General features: G+C 72.3%; 20 protein-coding genes. 4 read left to right on the top strand and 16 right to left on the bottom strand.

Features of this window, described 5'->3' with window-relative positions; all coding sequences use genetic code 11:
- Positions 1-81: 81 nt before the first annotated feature.
- Positions 82-1,650 (bottom strand): RsmB/NOP family class I SAM-dependent RNA methyltransferase, encoded by a 1,569-nt coding sequence (locus tag DEJ01_RS07670; protein WP_258375662.1) that lies wholly within the window; start codon positions 1,648-1,650, stop codon positions 82-84.
- A complete protein-coding gene (gene fmt / locus DEJ01_RS07675; protein ID WP_071244762.1) occupies positions 1,647-2,582 on the bottom strand; it encodes a methionyl-tRNA formyltransferase in 936 nt (311 codons plus the stop codon). The genes DEJ01_RS07670 and fmt overlap by 4 nt, the downstream gene beginning before the upstream one ends.
- Before the next feature lie 134 nt (positions 2,583-2,716).
- Between fmt and DEJ01_RS07680 the strand changes: the two genes are divergently transcribed.
- Positions 2,717-3,046 (top strand): hypothetical protein, encoded by a 330-nt coding sequence (locus tag DEJ01_RS07680; protein ID WP_111029259.1) that lies wholly within the window; start codon positions 2,717-2,719, stop codon positions 3,044-3,046.
- Between the two features lie 14 nt (positions 3,047-3,060).
- Positions 3,061-3,516 carry a DUF4383 domain-containing protein gene (locus tag DEJ01_RS07685; protein ID WP_111092647.1) on the top strand — a complete coding sequence of 152 codons (456 nt, stop codon included), beginning with the start codon at positions 3,061-3,063 and terminating at the stop codon, positions 3,514-3,516.
- 122 nt (positions 3,517-3,638) lie between these two features.
- Here the strand turns inward: DEJ01_RS07685 and DEJ01_RS07690 are convergent, their stop codons facing one another.
- The 14 genes from DEJ01_RS07690 to DEJ01_RS07755 form a co-directional block, all read right to left on the bottom strand.
- Positions 3,639-5,621: a primosomal protein N' gene (locus DEJ01_RS07690; RefSeq protein ID WP_111092648.1), complete on the bottom strand. Its 1,983-nt coding sequence runs from the start codon at positions 5,619-5,621 to the stop codon at positions 3,639-3,641.
- Between the two features lie 8 nt (positions 5,622-5,629).
- Complete coding sequence (gene metK, locus DEJ01_RS07695) at positions 5,630-6,841, bottom strand: methionine adenosyltransferase (protein ID WP_110858970.1); 1,212 nt, start codon at positions 6,839-6,841, stop codon at positions 5,630-5,632.
- A 5-nt stretch (positions 6,842-6,846) separates the two neighbouring features.
- Positions 6,847-7,110, bottom strand: a complete 264-nt coding sequence (rpoZ, locus tag DEJ01_RS07700; RefSeq protein ID WP_017887186.1) for a DNA-directed RNA polymerase subunit omega — start codon at positions 7,108-7,110, stop codon at positions 6,847-6,849.
- A 27-nt stretch (positions 7,111-7,137) separates the two neighbouring features.
- A complete protein-coding gene (gene gmk, locus DEJ01_RS07705) occupies positions 7,138-8,061 on the bottom strand; it encodes a guanylate kinase (RefSeq protein ID WP_258372412.1) in 924 nt (307 codons plus the stop codon).
- Positions 8,058-8,942: an orotidine-5'-phosphate decarboxylase gene (gene pyrF, locus DEJ01_RS07710; RefSeq protein WP_258375663.1), complete on the bottom strand. Its 885-nt coding sequence runs from the start codon at positions 8,940-8,942 to the stop codon at positions 8,058-8,060. Before pyrF ends, gmk begins: the two co-directional genes overlap by 4 nt.
- 11 nt (positions 8,943-8,953) lie before the next feature.
- Positions 8,954-12,247 (bottom strand): carbamoyl-phosphate synthase large subunit, encoded by a 3,294-nt coding sequence (gene carB / locus DEJ01_RS07715; protein WP_111092650.1) that lies wholly within the window; start codon positions 12,245-12,247, stop codon positions 8,954-8,956.
- On the bottom strand, positions 12,247-13,446 hold the full coding sequence (gene carA, locus DEJ01_RS07720; protein WP_071403717.1) for a glutamine-hydrolyzing carbamoyl-phosphate synthase small subunit: 1,200 nt from the start codon (positions 13,444-13,446) through the stop codon (positions 12,247-12,249). Before carA ends, carB begins: the two co-directional genes overlap by 1 nt.
- Complete coding sequence (locus DEJ01_RS07725) at positions 13,443-14,006, bottom strand: hypothetical protein (RefSeq protein WP_111092651.1); 564 nt, start codon at positions 14,004-14,006, stop codon at positions 13,443-13,445. The genes carA and DEJ01_RS07725 overlap by 4 nt, the downstream gene beginning before the upstream one ends.
- Positions 14,003-15,361, bottom strand: coding sequence for a dihydroorotase (locus DEJ01_RS07730; RefSeq protein ID WP_111092652.1), 1,359 nt, complete (start codon positions 15,359-15,361; stop codon positions 14,003-14,005). Before DEJ01_RS07730 ends, DEJ01_RS07725 begins: the two co-directional genes overlap by 4 nt.
- A complete protein-coding gene (locus DEJ01_RS07735) occupies positions 15,358-16,332 on the bottom strand; it encodes an aspartate carbamoyltransferase catalytic subunit (RefSeq protein WP_110864574.1) in 975 nt (324 codons plus the stop codon). Before DEJ01_RS07735 ends, DEJ01_RS07730 begins: the two co-directional genes overlap by 4 nt.
- Positions 16,332-16,931 carry a bifunctional pyr operon transcriptional regulator/uracil phosphoribosyltransferase PyrR gene (pyrR, locus tag DEJ01_RS07740; protein WP_017887177.1) on the bottom strand — a complete coding sequence of 200 codons (600 nt, stop codon included), beginning with the start codon at positions 16,929-16,931 and terminating at the stop codon, positions 16,332-16,334. Before pyrR ends, DEJ01_RS07735 begins: the two co-directional genes overlap by 1 nt.
- A 24-nt stretch (positions 16,932-16,955) precedes the next feature.
- Entirely contained in the window at positions 16,956-17,408 is a 453-nt protein-coding gene (gene nusB / locus DEJ01_RS07745; RefSeq protein ID WP_027465744.1) for a transcription antitermination factor NusB, read from the bottom strand.
- Between the two features lie 11 nt (positions 17,409-17,419).
- On the bottom strand, positions 17,420-17,983 hold the full coding sequence (gene efp, locus DEJ01_RS07750; RefSeq protein WP_017887175.1) for an elongation factor P: 564 nt from the start codon (positions 17,981-17,983) through the stop codon (positions 17,420-17,422).
- Positions 17,984-18,150: 167 nt separating this feature from the next.
- On the bottom strand, positions 18,151-19,842 hold the full coding sequence (locus tag DEJ01_RS07755; protein WP_181438384.1) for an AarF/ABC1/UbiB kinase family protein: 1,692 nt from the start codon (positions 19,840-19,842) through the stop codon (positions 18,151-18,153).
- A 156-nt stretch (positions 19,843-19,998) separates the two neighbouring features.
- Between DEJ01_RS07755 and DEJ01_RS18090 the strand changes: the two genes are divergently transcribed.
- Entirely contained in the window at positions 19,999-20,187 is a 189-nt protein-coding gene (locus tag DEJ01_RS18090) for a hypothetical protein (RefSeq protein WP_181438385.1), read from the top strand.
- Between the two features lie 119 nt (positions 20,188-20,306).
- Positions 20,307-20,486, top strand: coding sequence for a hypothetical protein (locus DEJ01_RS07760; RefSeq protein ID WP_110864577.1), 180 nt, complete (start codon positions 20,307-20,309; stop codon positions 20,484-20,486).
- Positions 20,487-20,490 lie beyond the last annotated feature (4 nt).

The following is a 20,490-nucleotide window of genomic DNA, read 5'->3' on the forward strand; positions in this document are numbered from 1 at the left end:
ACCGGCCCTGGACCTGCTTTCGCAGGCGGAACCGGTCTTGTGGAACCAACATATCAGAAGCGTTCCAGTGGGGCAACCTCCTCAGTCGACGCGGTGGAACAGCGCGATGAACATCGCGTCCGTCCCGATGCGGTGCGGCCACAGCTGCGCCGTGGCGCCGTCCGCGATCTCGGGGTCGCGGGCGGCGACACCCCGGACGATCGTGGCGGTGTCGAGCTGCTCGAGGCGGTCCCCGTGCCGCCCCATCAGCGCGTCGACCTGCCCGCGGGTCTCGGCCAGGTGCGGCGAGCAGGTCACGTACGCCAGGGTCCCGCCCGGTGCGAGCACCCGGACGGCGGCGTCGAGCAGTTCGGTCTGCAGGGCAGCGAGCTCCTCGACGTCCTCGGGGAGCTTCCGCCAGCGCGCCTCCGGCCGGCGACGCAGCGCGCCGAGCCCGGTGCACGGGGCGTCGAGCAGGATGCGGTCGAAGGTCATCCCGGTGCCGTCGCGTCCGTACCGACGGGCGTCGCCCTCGACGACCCGCACGTGGTCACCGAACACGCCGAGGGCGTTCCGCACGAGTCCGGCGCGGGCCGGCACGAGCTCGTTGGCGACCAGGGTCGCCCCGCCCTGCTGCGCCTCGGCGGCGAGCAGCGCGGCCTTGCCGCCGGGCCCGGCGCACATGTCGAGCCACCGCTCCCCCGCACGCACGTCCGACGAACGGCTCAGTGCCAGCGCGGCGAGCTGCGACCCCTCGTCCTGCACGCGCAGGCGTCCGGCGGCGACGCCCGGCACGCGCGCCGGGTCGCCGCTGATGCCGCGGATGCCGACGGGCGACACCGGCGCGGCGTCCGCCTGCACGACGGGCTCGCCGGCCCGGACGGGAGGCACGGTGCCGGTCGCGCCGTCGGCCTCCGGTTCGTCGTCGGCGGGCACCAGGGCCGCGGGCACGTCGTCCGCACCGGTCGCGTCGGCGAACGCGGCATCGGTGTCGTCGTCCGGAGCGGTGCGGGCGGTCGCGGTGGCGATGTCCTCGTCGGTGGCGAGGCCGGGCAGGGCCGCGAGCTGCACCCGGGGTGCGGCGTTGTCGGCGGCGAGCAGGGCGGCGAGCTCGTCGCGGGAACGTTCGGCGGCCAGGGCGTCGCGGAGCGCCGAGACGACCCAGACCGGGTGCGACCAACGGGTGGCGAGCAGGGCGTCCCCGGCACGGCCCTCGGTGATCAGGGCGTCCCACTCCTGGTCGGTGCGGGCGGCGATCTTGCGCATCACGGCGTTCACGAACCCGGTGGCGCGGCGGGCACCGACCTCGCGGGCGAGCTCGACCGTGGCGTCGACGGCGGCGTGCGTCGGCGTGCGCATGGCGAGCAGCTGGTGCGCACCGAGACGCATCACGTCGAGGACGTCCGCCTCGATGTTCTCGGCCCGGCGACCGGATGCCAGCGCGATGATCACGTCGTAGCGGCCGAGCATCCGGATCGACCCGTAGGTGAGCTCGGTCGCGAACCCGGCGTCGCGGGCGGTGAGCCCGGCGCGGCGGATGCGCGTCGGCAGCAGCAGGTTCGCGTAGGCGTCGTCGACCTGCACGGCGCGGAGCACGTCGAACGCCACGCGGCGGGCACTCGCCGGACGCGGGCCGCGGCGGGCACCCTGGGGCTTCGTCTGGGGGCTCATGCGAGGACCTTCCCGTCCAGTTCGCCGAGGCCACGGGCCCAGGCGGCGGCGTCCATCGCCTTCTTGCCAGCCGGCTGCACCTCGAGCAGCACCAGCGGGGTGTCGGCGGTCCCGACCAGCAGCCGACCGCCGTGGAGTGCGAGCGCACCGGGCGCGAGCGACGGGGCGGGGTCCTGCGTGCCTCCAGGCTCGATCGTGCTGCGGAGCAGCTTCACGCGGGTCTCGCCCAGGTGGGCGTACGCGCCGGGCTCGGGCGTGACCCCGCGCAGCCGCGCGTGCACGGAGGCGGCGGGCGCGGCGAAGTCGGTGCGGCCGTCGTCGATCGTGAGCTTCGGGGCGAGCGTGGGCTCGCCGGACTGCTCGGTCGCGACGGCGGTGCCGGCGGCGATGGCGTCCACGACGTCCGCCACCACGTCGGCGCCGACCTCGGCCATCGCCGCGAGGACCTCACCCGAGGTCGCTTCGGGGTCGATCTCGAAGGGCAGGGCGGCGTAGACCGGGCCGGCGTCGAGCGACTCGACCAGCTGGAAGACCGTGGCGGCGGTCCGGGTGTCGCCAGCCATCACCGCACGCTGCACGGGAGCCGCACCGCGGTACGCCGGCAGGTCGGAGAAGTGCAGGTTGATCCACCCGTGCCGCGGGGCGTCGAGGGCCGGGCGGCGGAGCAGTGCGCCGTAGGCGACGATCACGCCGAGGTCGACGTCGAGGTCCGCGATCCGGGCGGTGACGGCGTCGTCGACACGCGAGGCCTCGATGACCGGCAGTCCGAGCTCCGCGGCGACGACGGCCACCGGGGTCGGGGTGAGGACACGCTTCCGGCCCTGCGGGGTGGCCGGCCGCGTGAGCACCGCGACGATCTCGTGGTCGGACGCCGCCAAACGGCGGAGGGTGGGGACGGCCGCAGCGGGGCTGCCGGCGACGACGAGACGCATGGGTTCGATCCTCCCACGCCGACGGGCCCACCCGACCCCGACCGCCTGTCCGGAGCACGCGGTGCTCGGCACTGCCTGTGCACCAGCAGAGCGTGGGCTGCGTAGGTTCTGGCTGCATCGACGGAAGGAGCACCATGACCGACCGAGACCTGCCCATCCCGGACTTCGACCACGTCCCGCTCGGCAACCTGACGGAGCACCTGACGGCCCTCGACCGCGAGCAGCTCCAGGTGCTGCTCGACCACGAGCACGCCCACGGCGCACGGTTGCCGGTGCTGGAGCGGATCCGTCACCGGATCGAGGCCCTGGACGGCGGCGCGGAGCCGACCGGTTCCGTGCCGGAGCACCTCCCCGAGACGTCTGCGGGGGCCTCGGCACCCGCGGACGTCACGCCGGCCACCGCCGGTCCGACGATCAACCCGCCGTCCCACGGCGTGCCCACCAACCCCGCGCAACCGCGCTGAGATCAGGAGACACCATGAGCGACGTCACCACCGCCACCAACCGCTACGCCGGTTCGTCCGTCCAGAAGGCCGCCCTCGTGGTCGGCATCGTGTTCCTGCTCGTCGGGATCGCCGGGTTCGTCCCCGGCATCACGACCGGCGACCTGGCCGGGGCCGGACACGAGTCGATGGGCATGCTGCTCGGCATCTTCCAGGTGTCCGTGCTGCACAACATCGTGCACCTGCTGTTCGGCGTCGTCGGACTGCTCGCCGCCAACCGCGCCTCCGGCTCGCGGATGTACCTGGTGATCGGCGGGATCGTCTACTTCGTGCTGTGGATCTACGGCCTGTTCACCGCCGGCCACAGCTCGGGAGCGAACTTCGTCCCGCTGAACAACGCCGACAACTGGCTGCACCTCGTGCTCGCCATCGGCATGGTCGCCCTCGGCGTCGTGCTGCCGCGCGAGCGTCGTCGGCCCGCCGACGCCTGACCGGCCAGCACCAGCCGGTCGCCGCACGGCGGCAGACCCCGAACGACACCGCCGACGTCGCACGACGTCGGCGGTGTCGTTCTCCGTCGTGGAGCGCCCGGGCCCACCCGGGACCGGCGGCGTCAGACCTCGGAGAACGGCTCCGCGTCGTCCAACCGCACCCGCAGCGTCGGAGCGGCCCGTCGTCGGTTGCCGCCCTTGAGCACCCGCCGGGTCGACGAGCGCCGGATGACCTCGGCCTTGAGCGTCGCGGCGACCTCGGCCCCGTGCGCGTACGGGAACCGCACGATGGCCCGGACCGTGCCCGGCAACGTGTCGTCCTCGACCGGGACCGGGCCGAGCACCGGACCGACGACAGCGTCGCCGACGGCCTCGACCGCAGCGGTGACGGCCTCGTCGGTACCGGTCATCGTCGCCACCCGCACCGCCGGCGGGAAGTGGAGTTCGCGGCGGTCGGTGAGCTCGTCGTGCGCGGGACCGTCGAGCCGCCACAGGGCCATCGCCGACGCCAGCCGCCCACCGATCCCGACCAGGTACACCTCGGCACCGGGGGCCGACTTCGCGGCGGCGTTCGTCCAGAAGCGCAGCACGTCCTCCTGCACCCGCAGCCCTTCGCGGGCGAGCATCTTCTCGCCGTCGAGCAGCAGCACGCAGGCGTACCCGCCCGGCACCGACGGCTCGGCCCCACGGGTGGCGACGACGACCGATGGCTTGGCGGGAACCTCGTCGAGCGGGCGGGAGCCGTCCGCGACGATGATCCGGGTGCCGGGGAACGCCCGCCCGAGCTCCTCCGCGGTGCGCTGTGCCCCCTGGCCGACCGGCTTCACGGTGCCGTTGCCGCACGTCGGGCAGCGGAACCCGACGGCCAGGGCGCCGCAGAACCGGCACTGGGGCGTGGCGCCGCGGTGCGGGCTTCCGAGCGGCCCGCCGCAGACCCGGCAGTGCGCGCGTTCGCCGCACTCGGCGCAGACCAGCCCCGTACCGAAGCCCGGGCTCGCGACCTGCACCAGGACGGCACCGTGCTGGCTGGCCTCGCGCGCGGCACGCCAGGCGGAGCTCGGGATGCGGGCCTGTGCGGCAAACCCCTCGGCCCCGGTCTGCTGCACGGTGGGGATGACCTTCGGCGTCTTCACGCGGTAGGGCACGACGTCCTGCAGCCAGTGCAGCTCCACCAGCCGTTGCACGTCGGTGCTGCGCGCGTGTGAGACGAACAGCAGCGCGGCCCCGGACTGGGCGGCCCGCACCAGGGCCACGTCACGCGTGTGCACGTAGGGCGCCCGCTGCTCGATGAACGAGGCGTCGCCGTCGTCCCACATCGCGATCAGGCCGAGCTCCGTCGCCGGCGCGTACATCGCCGTACGGTTGCCGATCGCGACCACCGGGTGCGTGCGGGCCTGCAGCAGGCCCTTCGCGCGCTGCCCGTTCGTCTGCTTGGCGTCGAACCGCACCACCCGTTCCGGCGGCAGCACGGCGAGCAGGGCGCGCTCGAGGTCGATGACGTCGCGGAAGTCCGGCACGGCGATCACCGCGGACTGCTCGGCCGCCACCGTGTGTGCGGCGGCCTGGGCGAGTGTCGCGGCCCATCCCGGGACCCAGACCGGTGCGTCCGCGTCACCCACCGCCACGGGCTGGGGCACGGCGGCGACCGCGGCGCGTCCGTGCTCCGTCACCACGGCCTCCAGGACGCCGTCGGCGTAGCCGGTGACGGGCGGGGCGGTCACCGGCGGCGGCGACCACGCGGTGTCCCGGGCGAGCCAGGCCTTCTCGGCGCGCACCTGCCGCGGTGGCACGGCGAGGCGCAGGACGTCGGACGCGACACCCGCGGCCCGGTCGGCGACGGCACGCGCGAGGGTCCAGATCTCCGGCGCGAGCACGGGCACCGGGGACAGCACGGCCTCGATCTGGCTGAGCTCCCCCGGGTACTCACCCTCGGTGACGACCTCGACCACGTAGCCGTCGGACATCCGGGCCCCGGTGCGCAGCGGCACCTTGACGCGGACCCCCGCGACGCAGTCGTCCTCGAGCTCGGCCGGCACCCGGTAGTCGAACAAACGGTCCAACTGCGGGAGCGGCGAGTCGAGGACGACGCGCGCGACGGTGGTCACGCGGTGCTTCAGACGGTCGCGGCGACGAGTCCTGCGGCGGCGCGGAGTTCCTCGACACGGTCGAGCTGCTCCCACGTGAACCCCGGGAGCTCGCGGCCGAAGTGGCCGTAGGTCGCGGTCTGCGCGTAGATCGGTCGGAGCAGGTCGAGGTCGCGGATGATCGCGGCCGGACGCAGGTCGAAGACCTGGCGGATGGCGGCCTCGATCGTGGCGTCGTCGACGTGTCCGGTGCCGAAGGTCTCGACGTACAGCCCGACGGGCTTCGCACGGCCGATCGCGTACGCGACCTGCACCTCGAGCCGGTCGGCCAGCCCCGCGGCGACCGCGTTCTTGGCGACCCAGCGCAGCGCGTACGCCGCCGAACGGTCGACCTTCGACGGGTCCTTGCCGCTGAACGCGCCGCCACCGTGACGGGAGGCCCCGCCGTAGGTGTCGACGATCACCTTGCGGCCGGTGAGCCCGGCGTCGCCCTGGGGACCACCGATCTCGAAACGACCGGTCGGGTTCACGATGACGTCGACGTGCGACGAGTCGAGGTCGACCAGGTCGAGGACCGGACGGATCACGTGCTCGGTGATCGCCGCGGTGAGCTCGTCGAGCGTGACGCTCGGCGAGTGCTGCGTGGAGAGCACGACGGTCTCGACGGTCTTCGGCACGACGCCGTCGTACCCGATGGTGACCTGGGTCTTGCCGTCCGGGCGCAGGAACGACAGCTCGCCCGACTTGCGGACCGCGGCCAGGCGCTCGGCCAGACGGTGCGCCAGCCAGATCGCGACCGGCATGTACTCGGGGGTCTCGTTCGTCGCGAAGCCGAACATGATGCCCTGGTCGCCGGCGCCCTGACGGTCGAGCGGGTCGACCGCACCGGTGCGGGAGTCGAGCGACTCGTCCACACCCTGCGCGATGTCGGGCGACTGCGCGCCGATCGAGACCTCGACACCGCAGGTGGCACCGTCGAACGAGACGTCCGACGAGTTGTAGCCGATGCCGGTGATGACGTCACGGACGAGCTTGGGGATCTCGACGTAGCCGGAGGTCGTGACCTCGCCGGCGACGTGCACGAGCCCGGTGGTCACCATCGTCTCGACGGCGACGCGCGCGTTCGGGTCGACCGTCAGCAGTGCGTCGAGGATGCTGTCCGAGATCTGGTCGCAGATCTTGTCGGGGTGCCCCTCGGTCACCGACTCGGACGTGAAGAGGCGGAGAGCAGCTGCAGTCACCGGGATCAGTCGGTGGGCTGCTGCTGCTTGGTGACGGTGAGCTTGTCCTCGTTGATCTCGTGGAGCGCGACGGACAGCGGCTTGTCGTCGATCGTCGAGTCGACGAGCGGTCCGACGTTGTCGAAGAGCGAGCCCTCGTGCAGGTCGGCGTAGTAGTCGTTGATCTGGCGGGCGCGCTTCGACGCGAAGATGACGAGCGCGTACTTCGACTCGACCTTGCTGAGCAGGTCGTCGATGGGCGGGTCGATGATGCCCTGGGGGTTGGCCATGGTGTCTCCTCGAAGTCAGTGCACCCGTCAGGGCGCAGAGAACAAGTCTACGACCTCACGTGCCGCGGTGCCGACATCGGAGTTCACGATCCGCACGTCGAACTCGTCCTGCGCGGCCAGCTCGACCTTCGCGGTCTCGAGACGACGCGCCTGTTCCTCCGCGGATTCGGTCCCGCGGCCGATCAGCCGGCGCACCAGTTCCTCCCACGTCGGGGGCAACAGGAACACGAGCACCGCCTCGGGCATGGCGTCGCGGACCTGCCGGGCGCCCTGCAGGTCGATCTCGAGCATGACCTTCTCGCCGGCGTCGAGCGCGCGGTCGATCGGCGGGCGCGGGGTGCCGTACCGGTACGAGTTGTGGACGGTCGCCCACTCGAGCAGCTCGCGGTCGCGGATCATGCGGTCGAACTCGTCGTCGTCCACGAAGTAGTAGTGCACGCCGTCGACCTCGCCGGGGCGCGGCTTCCGGGTGGTGGCGGAGACGCTGAGGTTGACGTCCGGGTAGTGCTGTCGGATGTGCGCGCTGACCGTGCCCTTGCCGACCGCGGTGGGTCCGGCGAGCACGACGAGCTTCGAGACACCACGCTTGCGACCGCGGGCGGCGAGCCAGTCCGCCAGGGCGGTCCGCTGCCGGGTCCCCAGGCCACCGAGGCGCTTCGAGGGGGCGATCCGCAGGGTCCCCATGATCGCCTCGGCTCGTGCGGGGCCGATCCCCGGCAGGCTGACGAGCAGGTCACGGACCCGCAGCGAGCGTTCCGCCGAGGTCGTCTCGACCAGCGAGTCGTCCCACGCGGCACGGGCGACGTCGAGTGCCGAGCGCTCCCCCGACGCGATCGCGGCCTTCACCGCGGCCCGGGCGCGTCGCGCGGCGACCGCGGCCTTCGCCGCAGCGACGCGGTCCACCTCTGGCGGGGTCCGGTGGGCGGGCAGGCCCTCGTGCTCGTCGGTCACGCTGCCGCCGCCAGTGCGGTGCGGATGCGGTCGGCGCGGTCGGTGACGAGCGCCGCGACGCCGTCCGGACCGTCGGTCAGCAGGCCGCGCGACTCGGTCACGAGCACCTGCTCGGCACGGGCGCCGTACAGCGCACGGAGGTCCTCGACGCGGGCACCCTGGGCACCGAAGCCCGGGGCGAGGACCGGCGCGGTGCCGATCGCGTCCGCGTCGATGCCGAAGTCGTCGAGGTGAAGGGTCGCGCCGAGCACGAGCCCGACGTCGCCGAGGGCCTGATCGCCCACGGACCGGTTGTCGTCTGCCACGTCCAAGACGATACCGGCCGCGACCGTCCGGCCGGTACGCGGTCCTTCCGCGAGCACCGCGGTCTGCAGCACACGGGCCTCGGGGTTGCTCGTCGCCGCGAGCACGAAGACCCCGGCACCGTTCCGGCGCGCGACGTCGATCGTGCCCCGGAGCGAGCCGTACCCGAGGTACGGCGACACCGTCATCGCGTCGGCCGCGAACGGCCCGTCGCGGTCCAGCCACGCCAGCGCGTAGTCGTCACCGGTGGTCCCGATGTCGCCCCGCTTCACGTCGGCGACGACCAGGAGGCCCGCATCGCGTGCCCGGCGGATCGTCGCGTCGAGCGCACGGTAGCCCGCCACCCCCGCCGCCTCGAAGAAGGCGACCTGCGGCTTCACGATCGCCGCGCGGCCGGCGGCCGCGTCGACCAGGGTCGCGCCGAACGCCGTCAGGCCCTGCTCGTCGCGGGCGAGCCCCCACGCCGCCAGGGTGGCGGCGTGGGGGTCGATCCCGACGCAGAGCGGTGAACGCTCCCCCATGGCGGACGCGAGGCGGTCGCCGAAGGAGGCCGGGCCTCCCGACCGGGTCGTTGCCACGCTGGCAGCCGTCACCAGGTCGCGCGCTCGAGCGCGTAGTCCTGCAGGCTGCGGACGTTGAGCGGCGAACCGATCGTCTCGATCGCCGCGACGGCCGCCCCGATCTGCGCGATCGTCGTGAACAGCGGCTTGTCCGCCGCGACCGTGGCCGCACGGATCTCGTACCCGTCCGCACGACCGGCGGCACCCGACGGCGTGTTGATCACGATGTCGACCTCGCCCCGGGCGAGCAGGTCGACGACGCTCTCGCCGCCCTGGCTGTACTTGCCGACGATCCCGACCTCGATGCCGTTGCGGCGGAGGATCTCGGCCGTGCCCTCGGTCGCGATGATCGTGAAGCCGAGCTGCTGCAGGCGGTGCACCGGCAGCACGATCGCGCGCTTGTCGGTGTCGGCGACGCTCACGAAGACCGTGCCGCTGGTCGGCAGGCCGCCGTACGCGGCGTCCTGCGACTTGAGGAACGCCCGCGGGAAGTCGCGGTCGATGCCCATGACCTCGCCGGTGGAGCGCATCTCGGGGCTGAGCACCGAGTCGACGACCTGGCCCTCGCGGGTGCGGAAGCGACGGAAGGGCAGCACGGCCTCCTTGACGGCGACCGGCGACTGGGCGGGGACGAACGCGCCGTCACGCTCGGGCAGCATGCCCTCGGCGACGAGCTCGGCGACCGTGGTGCCGGTCATGATGCGGGACGCGGCCTTGGCCAGCGGGATGCCGAGCGCCTTCGAGACGAAGGGCACCGTGCGGCTGGCGCGCGGGTTCGCCTCGAGGACGTAGAGCACGCCGGCGCCGATGGCGAACTGGACGTTGAGCAGGCCCTGCACGCCGATGCCGCGAGCGATCTTCTCGGTCGCGTCGACGACGCCCTGGATCTCCGCGCGGCCGAGGCCGACCGGGGGCAGGGTGCAGGCCGAGTCGCCGGAGTGGATGCCGGCCTCTTCGAGGTGCTCCATGATGCCGCCGATGTAGAGCCGCTCGCCGTCGAAGAGCGCGTCGACGTCGATCTCCACGGCGTCGTCCAGGAACCGGTCGACCAGCAGCGGGAGCTCCGGGCCGATGATCGCCTGGTCGGCCATCCGGTCGAAGTAGTCCGCGAGCGACGGGGAGTCGTAGAGGATCTCCATGCCGCGGCCGCCGAGCACGAACGACGGGCGGACGAGGACGGGGTACCCGATCTCCTCCGCCACCGTGGTCGCGCTGGCCAGGTCGTGGGCGGTGCCGTTCCGCGGTGCGAGCAGGCCGGCGGCGTCGAGGATGGCGGAGAACTGCCCGCGCTCCTCGGCCGAGTCGATCGCGGTGGGGCTGGTGCCGAGGATCGGGATGCCCGCGGCCTCGAGCGGCTTCGCCAGGCCGAGGGCGGTCTGGCCACCGAGCTGCACGACGACGCCGACGAGTTCGCCGGACGCCGCCTCGGCCTCGATGACCTCGAGGACGTCCTCGGCGGTCAGGGGCTCGAAGTACAGGCGGTCCGAGGTGTCGTAGTCGGTCGACACGGTCTCGGGGTTGCAGTTGATCATGATCGTCTCGAACCCGGCGGCGCTCAGCGCGAAGGACGCGTGCACGCAGGAGTAGTCGAACTCGACGCCCTGTCCGATGCGGTTCGGGCCGGAGCCGAGGATGACGACCTTCTTGCGGTCGCTCGGCGTGATCTCGGTCTCGGTGTCGTACGACGAGTAGTGGTACGGCGTCAGGGCGGGGAACTCACCGGCGCAGGTGTCGACGGTCTTGAAGACCGGTCGGATGCCCTGGGCGTGCCGCTCGTCACGGACCTGCTGCTCGGAGACCGGTGCCGCGTCCGTGCTGCGGAGGCTCGCGATCTGGGTGTCGCTGAAGCCGTGCTCCTTCGCCCAGCGCATCGTGTCCGCGTCGAGGGTCTCGGCGGCCCGGACCTCGTCCGCGACCTCGTTGATGAGCACGATCTGGTCGATGAACCAGGGGTCGATCTTGGTGGCCTCGAAGACCTCGTCCGCGGTGGCACCCGCGACCAGCGCCTGCTGGACCGTGACGATGCGGCCGTCGGTCGGGATCGACGACTTCGCCAGCAGGGCGTCCTTGTCGAGCTCGGCCGCCGGGGTGTCCCAGTGGAAGCTCGACCCGCGCTTCTCGAGCGAGCGCAGCGACTTCTGCAGCGCGGTGGCGTAGTTCCGGCCGATGGCCATCGCCTCGCCGACGCTCTTCATCGTCGTGGTGAGGGTGGCGTCGGCGGCCGGGAACTTCTCGAACGCGAACCGCGGGGTCTTCACGACCACGTAGTCGAGGGTCGGCTCGAAGCTCGCCGGGGTGACCTTCGTGATGTCGTTCTCGATCTCGTCCAGCCGGTAGCCGATGGCGAGCTTCGCGGCGATCTTGGCGATCGGGAAGCCCGTGGCCTTCGACGCGAGGGCGGACGAGCGGGACACGCGGGGGTTCATCTCGATGACGATGACGCGGCCGTTCGACGGGTCGACGGCGAACTGGATGTTGCAGCCACCGGTGTCGACGCCGACGCGACGGATGATGTCGATGCCGATGTTCCGCATGTTCTGGTACTCGCGGTCGGTCAGGGTCAGCGCGGGGGCGACCGTGATCGAGTCACCGGTGTGGACGCCGACCGGGTCGACGTTCTCGATGGAGCAGATGACGACGGTGTTGTCGTAGTTGTCGCGCATCAGCTCGAGCTCGTACTCCTTCCAGCCGAGGATGGACTCCTCGAGCAGGACCTCGGTCGTCGGGCTGGACTGCAGCCCGTCGCCGACGAAGCGGACGAGTTCGGCCTCGTTGTAGGCGAAGCCCGAGCCGAGGCCGCCCATGGTGAAGGACGGGCGGACGACCAGCGGGTACCCGAGGTCCTTCGCGAACTCCTTCGCTTCCTCCAACGTGTGCGCGATGTGGCTGCGGGCGACGTCGGCACCGGACTCGAGCACGAGCTCCTTGAAGAGCTGGCGGTCCTCGCCGCGCTGGATCGCCTCGACCTTGGCGCCGATGAGCTCGACGCCGTGCTTGTCGAGGATGCCGGCCTCGTCGAGCGCGATGGCCGCGTTCAGGGCCGTCTGGCCGCCGAGGGTCGGCAGGACGGCGTCCGGCTTCTCGATGCGGATGATCTCCTCGAGCGACGCGTTCGTGATCGGCTCGATGTAGGTCGCGTCGGCGAAGTCGGGGTCGGTCATGATCGTCGCCGGGTTCGGGTTGACCAGGATGACCCGGACGCCCTCGGCCCGGAGGACACGGCACGCCTGGGTGCCGGAGTAGTCGAACTCGGCGGCCTGACCGATGACGATCGGGCCGGAGCCGATGACGAGGACGGAGTTGATGTCTGCGCGCTTGGGCATCAGTTCGCTTCCTTGGTGATGTCTGCTGCGGGGGTCGTGGCGTCGGCGGTGGCCGCGTCGAGCGGCTCCCCGTCGCGACGCTCGCGCACCATGTCCGCGAACCGGTCGAAGAGGTACATGCTGTCGTGCGGTCCGGCGGCGGCCTCGGGGTGGTACTGCACGCTGAACGCCGGCACGTCGAGCGCGCGGAGGCCCTCGACCACGTTGTCGTTCAGCGAGTAGTGCGAGACCTCGACCCGACCGAACCCGGCCGGGGACTCGAGGACCTCGCCGAGGGGCGCGTCGACCGCGAAGCCGTGGTTCTGGCTCGTGATCTCGACCTTGCCCGTGGTCGTGTCGAGCACCGGCTGGTTGATCCCGCGGTGGCCGAAGGGCAGCTTGTAGGTGCCGAAGCCGAGCGCACGGCCGAGCAGCTGGTTGCCGAAGCAGATGCCGAAGAACGGGCGGCCGGTGCGCAGGCTGTCCTGCAGCAGCTCCACCTGTGCATCCGACGCGGCGGGGTCGCCGGGGCCGTTCGAGTAGAACAGGGCGTCCGGTGCGAGGGCTTCCAGCTCCGCGGCGGAGATGTCCTGCGGCACCACGTGCACCTCGAAGCCGCGGGCGGCGAGGTACCGGGTGGTCGAGGCCTTCACGCCGAGGTCGAGCACGGCCAGGGTGCCGATCTGCTCGCCCACGGCGGGGACGACGTAGGTCTCCGGGGTGGACACGACCGCCGAGAAGCTCGCGCCGGCCATCGTCGCCTGCGACACGACCGCGTCCAGCTGCGACTCGGCCGACAGTGCGGCGTCCGCACCGCTGAAGACGCCGCCCTTCATGGCGCCGGCGTCACGGATGCGGCGGGTGAGTGCGCGGGTGTCGATGCCGGAGATGCCGACGATGCCGTCGCGCACCAGGTGGTCGTCGAGCGTCGCGTTCGCGCGGTGGTTCGACACCACGCGGCTGGGGTCGCGCACCACGTACCCGGCGACCCAGATGCGACGGGACTCGGGGTCCTCGTCGTTCACCCCGGTGTTGCCGATGTGCGGCGCGGTCTGCACCACGATCTGTCCGGCGTAGGAGGGGTCGGTCAGCGTCTCCTGGTAGCCGGTCATGCCGGTCGCGAAGACCACCTCGCCGAGCGTGCGCCCACGGGCGCCGTAGGCCCAGCCGTCGTACCGGGTGCCGTCTTCGAGGACCAGGACGGCCCGTTCGCGTGTCATGCTTTCTTCCCTTCGCCCGCGGTTCGCGGAGCATCGGCCGCAGTCCCCTGCGGCCCGGTCTCGGTCAGTCCCTGCAGGGCGTGCAGCGCGGCTGCGTCGCCCTCCGGGAACCGGAAGTAGGTGTCCAGGTCCGTCGCACCTGCGGCGCCGGTCGCCGTCCATCGCAGACGGACCAGTCCCCCGGGTTCGACCACTCGGTCGATCGCCCACGTGGAGCGGTCGGCGCCGCGGACCGCGTCACGCGCGATCCAGCGGTCGTCGGTACCGGCGAGGCGCATCACCACGCCGGTCGCGTGGACCGTCACCCCGCCGCGGCCGCGGAACCCGAGGCCGCCTGCGGTGATGCGTTCCAACGGCTGGTCGGCGCGGGTCGTCGCGACGGTGAACCCGTCCCACGACCCGACCGCCGGTGCCAGGTCGGCCGGCACACGGACTGGAGGCACGGCTTCCGCCTGCTTCCTGGTCCGCGTCCGCCAGGTGCGCGCCATCGCGACGAACAGGGCGGCGACCGCGAGCAGGATCACCGCGCCGAGGAGCCAGCGCTGCGCGTCGCCGCTCATGCGCGCGCCCCTGTCCGGAGCGCCGCGGCGTGCGCCGCGATCGTGTCCGCGTCGACGACCCGGCCGTCGAGCACCGTCGCGTACCCCTGGTGGAAGGTCGCGACGACCCGGCCCGGCAGGGTCATGCCGAGGTACGGCGAGTTCTGCGACTGGCCGGCGAGGTCGGTGACCGCGAACTCGCGGCTGGCCGACGGGTCGTAGAGCGTGATCTCGGCGGGTGCTCCCACGGCGATGCGCTGCCCGTGCCCCTCGACCTGGCCGATCCGCGCCGGCGCCTCGGACAGCACCCGGGCGACGTCGGCCCAGTCGAGCCGCCCGTCGTCGACCACGGCGGACTGCACCACGCTCAGTGCCGATTCGAGGCCGACCATGCCGTTGGCGGCGGCGGGCCACTCGCAGCACTTCGCCTCGGCGGTGTGCGGCGCGTGGTCGGTCGCGACGATGTCGATGGTGCCGTCGGCCAGGGCCGCGCGGAGCGCCTCGACGTCCTCGCGGGCGCGGAGCGGCGGGTTCACCTTGTAGCGGGCGTCGTATCCGGGCGCACCGTCGTGGCCGGCGATGAGGTCCTCGGTGAGCACCAGGTGGTGCGGGGTGACCTCGGCCGTGACGTCGATGCCGCGGGACTTCGCCCACCGGATCACCTCGACGCTGCCGGCCGTCGAGACGTGGCAGACGTGCAGATGTGCTCCGACGTGGTCGGCGAGCAGGACGTCGCGGGCGATGATCGCCTCTTCCGCGACGGCGGGCCACCCGGCGAGGCCGAGCTCCGAGGACAGCCGGCCCTCGTTCATCTGCGCGCCGATGGTCAGCCGGGGCTCCTGGGCGTGCTGCGCGAGCACCCCGCCGAAGCCCTTGATGTACTCGAGTGCGCGGCGCATGAGCAGCGGGTCGGCCACGCAGGAGCCGTCGTCCGAGAACACCCGGACCTTCGCCCGCGAGGTCGCCATCGCACCGATCTCGGACAGGTGCGTGCCCTGCAGCCCCTGCGACACGGCGCCGATCGGGCGGACCGTCACGTAGCCCGCGTCGTCACCGAGTGCCTGGACCTGCTCGACGACCCCGGCAGTGTCGGCGACGGGGCTCGAGTTGGCCATGGCGTTCACGGCGGTGAAGCCACCGGCGGCCGCGGCACGCGAGCCGGTGAGGACGGTCTCGGACTCCTCGTGACCGGGCTCGCGCAGGTGCGTGTGGAGGTCCACGAGACCGGGCAGGGCGATGAGGCCGTCCGCGTCCACGGTGGTGGCGCCGGCCGTGTCGAGACCGGACCCGACCGCGGTGATGCGCCCGGCCTCCAGACGGATGTCGGCACGCGAGCCGTCGACCAGCTGCGCGCCACGGATCAGGTGAGCGGTCATGCGGCGGACTCCTTCGCGTCGGTGCCGGTTCCGGCACTGCCCGTCAGGGCGAGGTAGAGGACGGCCATCCGGACCGAGACGCCGTTCTCGACCTGCTCGACGACGGTCGAACGGGGGTCGTCGGCGGCGACGCCGGCGATCTCGAGCCCACGGTTCATCGGGCCGGGGTGCATGATCAGCGTGCGCTCGGACAGCCGCCCGAAGCGCGCCGCCGTCAGGCCCCAGTGCCGCGTGTACTCGCGCGGGTTCGGGAAGAAGGCGTCGTTCATCCGCTCCTGCTGGATGCGGAGCGTCATGACGACGTCCGGGTCCTCGGCGAGGGCCGTGTCGAGGTCGTGGTGCACCGCGGCGCCGAACGGCGTCGGGGTGGCGGGCAGCAGCGTCGGCGGCGCGGCGAAGGTCACGCTCGCGCCGAGGGTGCGGAGCAGCCAGGCGTTCGACCGGGCGACCCGGCTGTGCAGCACGTCGCCGATGATCAGGACGCGCACGCCGTCGAGGCCCTGACCGCGCGAGCCGGCGCCGTGCAGGCGGCGGCGCATGGTGAAGGCGTCGAGCAGCGCCTGCGTCGGGTGTTCGTGGGTGCCGTCACCGGCGTTGACCACCGGCACGTCGATCCAGTCGGCGTCGGCGAGCACCCGCGGCGCCCCCGAGGCACCGTGACGCATGACGATGCCGTCGATGCCCATCGCGCCGAGGGTCTGTACGGTGTCCTTCAGGGATTCGCCCTTGGAGACGCTCGAGCCCTTCGCGGCGAAGTTCAGGACGTCGGCGGACAGGCGCTTCGCGGCGGCCTCGAACGAGATGCGCGTGCGCGTGGAGTCCTCGAAGAACAGGTTCACCACGGTCTTGCCGCGCAGGGCCGGGAGTTTCCGGACCTCGCGCGTGTTGACCTCGGCCATCTCCTCGGCCACGTCGAGGATGTGGACGGCCTGGTCGCGGGACAGGTCGGCAGTCGAGAGCAGGTGCCGCATCACGCCACCCCCTGCTCGATGAACACGGTGTCGTCGCCGTCGGTCTCGGCCAGGTGCAGCGTGACCCGCTCGTCGGACGCGGTCGGCAGGTTCTTGCCCACGTGGTCCGCGCGGATCGGCAGCTCGCGGTGGCCGCGGTCGACGAGCACGGCGAGCCGGACGGCACGCGGCCGGCCGATGCCCTGCAGCGCGTCGAGTGCGGCGCGGACGGTCCGACCGGAGTACAGCACGTCGTCGACGAGCACGACGACCTTGCCGTCGATGCCGCCGGCGGGGATCACCGTCCGGTGCGGCGCGCGGCCGATGCCGTGGCCGAGGTCGTCGCGGTGCATGGTGACGTCGAGCGTGCCGACACGCTCCGTCCCGATGCCACCGGCGGCCGAGGACCACTCCGGCTCGATGCCGGCCAGGATCCGGCCGAGGCGTTCCGCCAGGACGGCGCCGCGGGTCGGGATGCCGAGGAGCACGAGGTCCGAGCCCCCGTGGTTGGCTTCGAGGATCTCGTGCGCGATGCGTGTCAGGGCACGCGTGATGTCGGGCTGTTGCAGGACCGTTCTGGTTCCCACGTCGACCCCCTTCCCCGCCTCACTGGACGGCATTAAAGGATGCTGACGTGGTCAACCCTACCGGGACTCCTGGTCTCCTGCGACCGTCCGACCGGACGGTGCACGACCGCCGGCGACGGCCCCGAGCACGCCGTTGACGAAGCCGGCGGAGTCCTCGGTGGACAGCGACTGCGCGAGCTCGACCGCCTCGGCGATCGCGACGGCGTCGGGCACCTCCGGGTTGAACCGGAGCTCCCACACGGCCATCCGCAGGATGCAGCGGTCGAGGACCGGCATCCGGGCGATCGACCAGCCCTGGGCGTGGTCGACGATGACGGAGTCGATCTCGTGACGGGCGTCGTCGACACCCGTGACGATCTGGCGGGCGTAGTCCCAGCTGGAGGCACGCTCCGGCTGGTCCAGGTGCCGGACCGTCTCGGTGGCGAGCACGTCCGCGATCGGCAGCTCACGCACCTCGGCGACGTACAGCATGTCGAGGGCGCGCTTGCGGGCCTTCGAACGAGCACTCATACGGTCAGCGCCTAGGAGTTGACGCGGCCGAGGAAGCTGCCGTCGCGCGTGTCGATCTTCACCAGGGTGCCGCTCTCCAGGTACAGCGGGACCTGGATGCGGTGGCCGGTCGCGATGATGGTCGCGTCCTTGGTGCCGCCGGAGGAACGGTCGCCCTGGAGGCCCGGCTCGGTCTCGACCTCGGTGACGATCGACGTCGGGAGCTCGACGTACAGCGGGTTGCCCTCGTTCATCGCGATGGTGACCATCGCGGACTCGAGCAGGTAGTTCTTGGCGTCGCCGACCACGGTCGCGGAGACCGGGATCTGGTCGTACGTGTCGGTGTCCATGAACACGTAGGAGTCGCCGTCCTCGTAGAGGAACTGGTAGTCACGACGGTCGACGACGGCGGTGTCGATCTTCGCGCCGGCGTTGAACGTGCGGTCGACGACCTTGCCGGAGACGACGTTCTTGAGCTTCGTGCGGACGAACGCGCCGCCCTTGCCCGGCTTGACGTGCTGGAACTCGACGACCGACCACAGCTGGCCGTCGATGATGAGAACGGCGCCGTTCTTGATGTCTGTGGTACTGGCCATGAGTCGTCGGTGTCCCGTTCGGTCGTGTTGTGAAGTGTCCGCGGGCCGCGGACGGCCCCGGATGAGTGTAGCGGACGCCCGCCCGGCAGTCGGAGCGGTGCGCGTGCGTGCCGGACGCGCCGGTCTCGGGCGGGCGCCGGGCGCCGGGCCCGGGCCCGGGCCCGGGCTCAGCGCCGCCGTCGGGCGAGCCAGGCGTCGATCGCCGCCCAGCCGAGCAGCACCACCGCCGCTCCCCCGAGCAACCCGCCCGCGACCCCGGTGGACAGGGCCGCGGTCGGTCGCGCCGGCAACGACAGGTAGACGATCGCCAGGATCCCCGCCCCCGCACCGAGCAGCACGAGCAGGATGCGCCGGATCATGCCGGAGACGAGCTGCCGGTCGCGGCTGTCCGCGAAGAGCCGGATGTTCACCGTGAACCGGCCGGTCTCGATCGCCTCGCCGATGCGGTCCACCCGGCGGGGCAGGCGACGAGCGGCCGACACGACGCCGAGCAGCTCCTTCGCCGCCAGGTCGCGGAGCTTGCCCGGCCGGAGCTGGTCGGTGATCTGCTCCCGGGCGAGTCCGCGGGACTCCTCGAGCAGGTCGAACGACGGCGCGAGCGTGCGGAGCGTGCCCTCGAAGATGGCCAGCGCGCGGGCCGCGGCGACGAAGTCCGGCGGTGGCTTCAGCCGGTACCGCCCGAAGACCTCGACCGCGTCGTCCACGGTGTCGACGCCGATGCGCGCGCCCGGGCCGAGTTCGTCCGCGACGAAGCGGGCGATGTCCCGACGGAAGTCGGGCTCGTCGTGCGCATCGCGCACGGGTGCCATCCGCAGGACCGCATCGGCGATCCGCGACGTGTCGTCCTGCAGGTACGCGGCCAACAGGTCCTGGACCGTGTCCCGGAGACCCGGGTCGAGCCTCCCGACCGATCCGAAGTCGATCAACGCGGGCCGCCCGTCGGGCAGCACCAGGACGTTCCCCGGGTGCAGGTCTGCGTGGTACAGGCCGTCGAAGACGACCTGGCGCAGGAAGGCGCGGAGGATGGCGCGCATCGGCGCGTCGAGGTCGCGCTCGGAACGCTCGGCGCGGATCGCGCTGAGCGTGTCGCCCTCCAGGAACTCCATCACGAGCACACGCCGGCCGGACAGGTCCGGGTAGGGGTCCGGGAACCGGACCTCGTCCGGACGCGCGCTGCGGGCCTGGGCCGCACGCAGCGCGGTGAGGTTCCGGAGCTCGGAGACGAAGTCGACCTGCCGGATCAGGTCGTCCGCGTACTGGCCGGCGATGTCCTGCACGCCGACCTGCCGCGCCTCGGTCGACCACCGGGCCATGAACCGGACGACCCGCAGCGCGATGTCGACGTCGCGGTGCACCGCGGCGTCGATCCCCGGCCGCTGCACCTTCACGGCGACCGCGGTGCCGTCGGGCAGCCGGGCGCGGTGCACCTGCGCGATGGACGCCGCTGCGACGGGCACCGGGTCGAAGGTCGCGAAGACCTGGTCGACCGGGGCGCCGAGCTCCTGCTCGAGGAGCGCACGGACCTCGTCAGCCGGCGCCGCCGTGACGTTCCGCTGCAGGTGGGCGAGTCCCTCGGTCCACTCCTCGGGCAGCAGGTCGTCACGGGTGGAGAGCAGCTGGCCCATCTTCACGAACCCACCACCGGCTTCCTCGAGCGCCCGGCGCAGGTGCTCGGCCTGGTCGCGACGCAGGTCCGACGTTGCCGGGTCGTGCGAGAAGTCGAGACGACGGAACGGCACCAGGTGGTGGCGACGGGCGATCGAGAGGAGTTCGGTGAAGCGGCGACCACGGGAGCGCAGGGTGCCGGTGTCGGCATCGCGCGGGCCGGAGAGGTCGCTCAGTCGGGGTGGGGTGGGCACGTCCGCCAGTCTGCTCCCCGGTGCTGGGTCCGCAGCGTGCGGGTGGCCCGGTCCGTCGCGTCGCCCCCTCCTCCACAGCCTGGAGGCCCGGTGCGGCTTCCACAGGTCGGCGCGGGCCCGGCGCGGGGCTCGGTCCTGGAGCGAGACACTCGTGCCGTGGAGACAGCACTGATCGCGGCGTGCATCGCCGCCGGAGCGGCGATCGTCGCGGCCGTCGTCAGCTGGTTCGGGGCGTTCCGGAGTCGACGGACGTCCGATCGTGACCACGCCTGGCATCGGTTCACCTGGGCCGTCACGCAGCGGCCGGACATGAACACATACGACATTTCGACAACGGTGCTCTGAGACCTGGAGACCCTACCGTGGTGGTCGAAGGCCGATCGCCGACTCGCGAGCCGAGCGCTCCGCAGGCGAGCCAGCGCCGACCAGGCACATGACGACGACGAACGAAGGGCCTCCGACTGATGTCGATCCTGCGACCGCTCCCCGACGCGCCCGACCTCGACGAGGACGACGACGTCCTCTTCGCCTGGGACCACGGCGCCACCGTCGACGAATGGCGGGAATCCCAGCGCACCGGCGTGGTCACCGTCTCGACGCGTGTCACCTGGTGGTGGCGCAGGATGCGACGGGTCCTGCGCTGACCGG

Origin of the sequence: Curtobacterium sp. MCLR17_040 (assembly GCF_003234735.1) — a bacterium.
GTDB classification, from domain to species: domain Bacteria; phylum Actinomycetota; class Actinomycetes; order Actinomycetales; family Microbacteriaceae; genus Curtobacterium; species Curtobacterium flaccumfaciens.

Bases quoted from the DNA above. Each gene is read 5' to 3' on its own strand.
- DEJ01_RS07670 (WP_258375662.1), bottom strand. From the start codon at position 1,650: ATGAGCCCCCAGACGAAGCCCCAGGGTGCCCGCCGCGGCCCGCGTCCG.
- DEJ01_RS07730 (WP_111092652.1), bottom strand. From the start codon at position 15,361: ATGACCGCTCACCTGATCCGTGGCGCGCAGCTGGTCGACGGCTCGCGT.
- carB (WP_111092650.1), bottom strand. From the start codon at position 12,247: ATGCCCAAGCGCGCAGACATCAACTCCGTCCTCGTCATCGGCTCCGGC.
- rpoZ (WP_017887186.1), bottom strand. From the start codon at position 7,110: ATGGCCAACCCCCAGGGCATCATCGACCCGCCCATCGACGACCTGCTC.
- DEJ01_RS07760 (WP_110864577.1), top strand. From the start codon at position 20,307: ATGTCGATCCTGCGACCGCTCCCCGACGCGCCCGACCTCGACGAGGAC.
- DEJ01_RS07680 (WP_111029259.1), top strand. From the start codon at position 2,717: ATGACCGACCGAGACCTGCCCATCCCGGACTTCGACCACGTCCCGCTC.
- pyrR (WP_017887177.1), bottom strand. From the start codon at position 16,931: ATGCCGTCCAGTGAGGCGGGGAAGGGGGTCGACGTGGGAACCAGAACG.
- DEJ01_RS07685 (WP_111092647.1), top strand. From the start codon at position 3,061: ATGAGCGACGTCACCACCGCCACCAACCGCTACGCCGGTTCGTCCGTC.
- DEJ01_RS07725 (WP_111092651.1), bottom strand. From the start codon at position 14,006: ATGAGCGGCGACGCGCAGCGCTGGCTCCTCGGCGCGGTGATCCTGCTC.
- nusB (WP_027465744.1), bottom strand. From the start codon at position 17,408: ATGAGTGCTCGTTCGAAGGCCCGCAAGCGCGCCCTCGACATGCTGTAC.
- efp (WP_017887175.1), bottom strand. From the start codon at position 17,983: ATGGCCAGTACCACAGACATCAAGAACGGCGCCGTTCTCATCATCGAC.
- carA (WP_071403717.1), bottom strand. From the start codon at position 13,446: ATGACACGCGAACGGGCCGTCCTGGTCCTCGAAGACGGCACCCGGTAC.
- DEJ01_RS07735 (WP_110864574.1), bottom strand. From the start codon at position 16,332: ATGCGGCACCTGCTCTCGACTGCCGACCTGTCCCGCGACCAGGCCGTC.
- fmt (WP_071244762.1), bottom strand. From the start codon at position 2,582: ATGCGTCTCGTCGTCGCCGGCAGCCCCGCTGCGGCCGTCCCCACCCTC.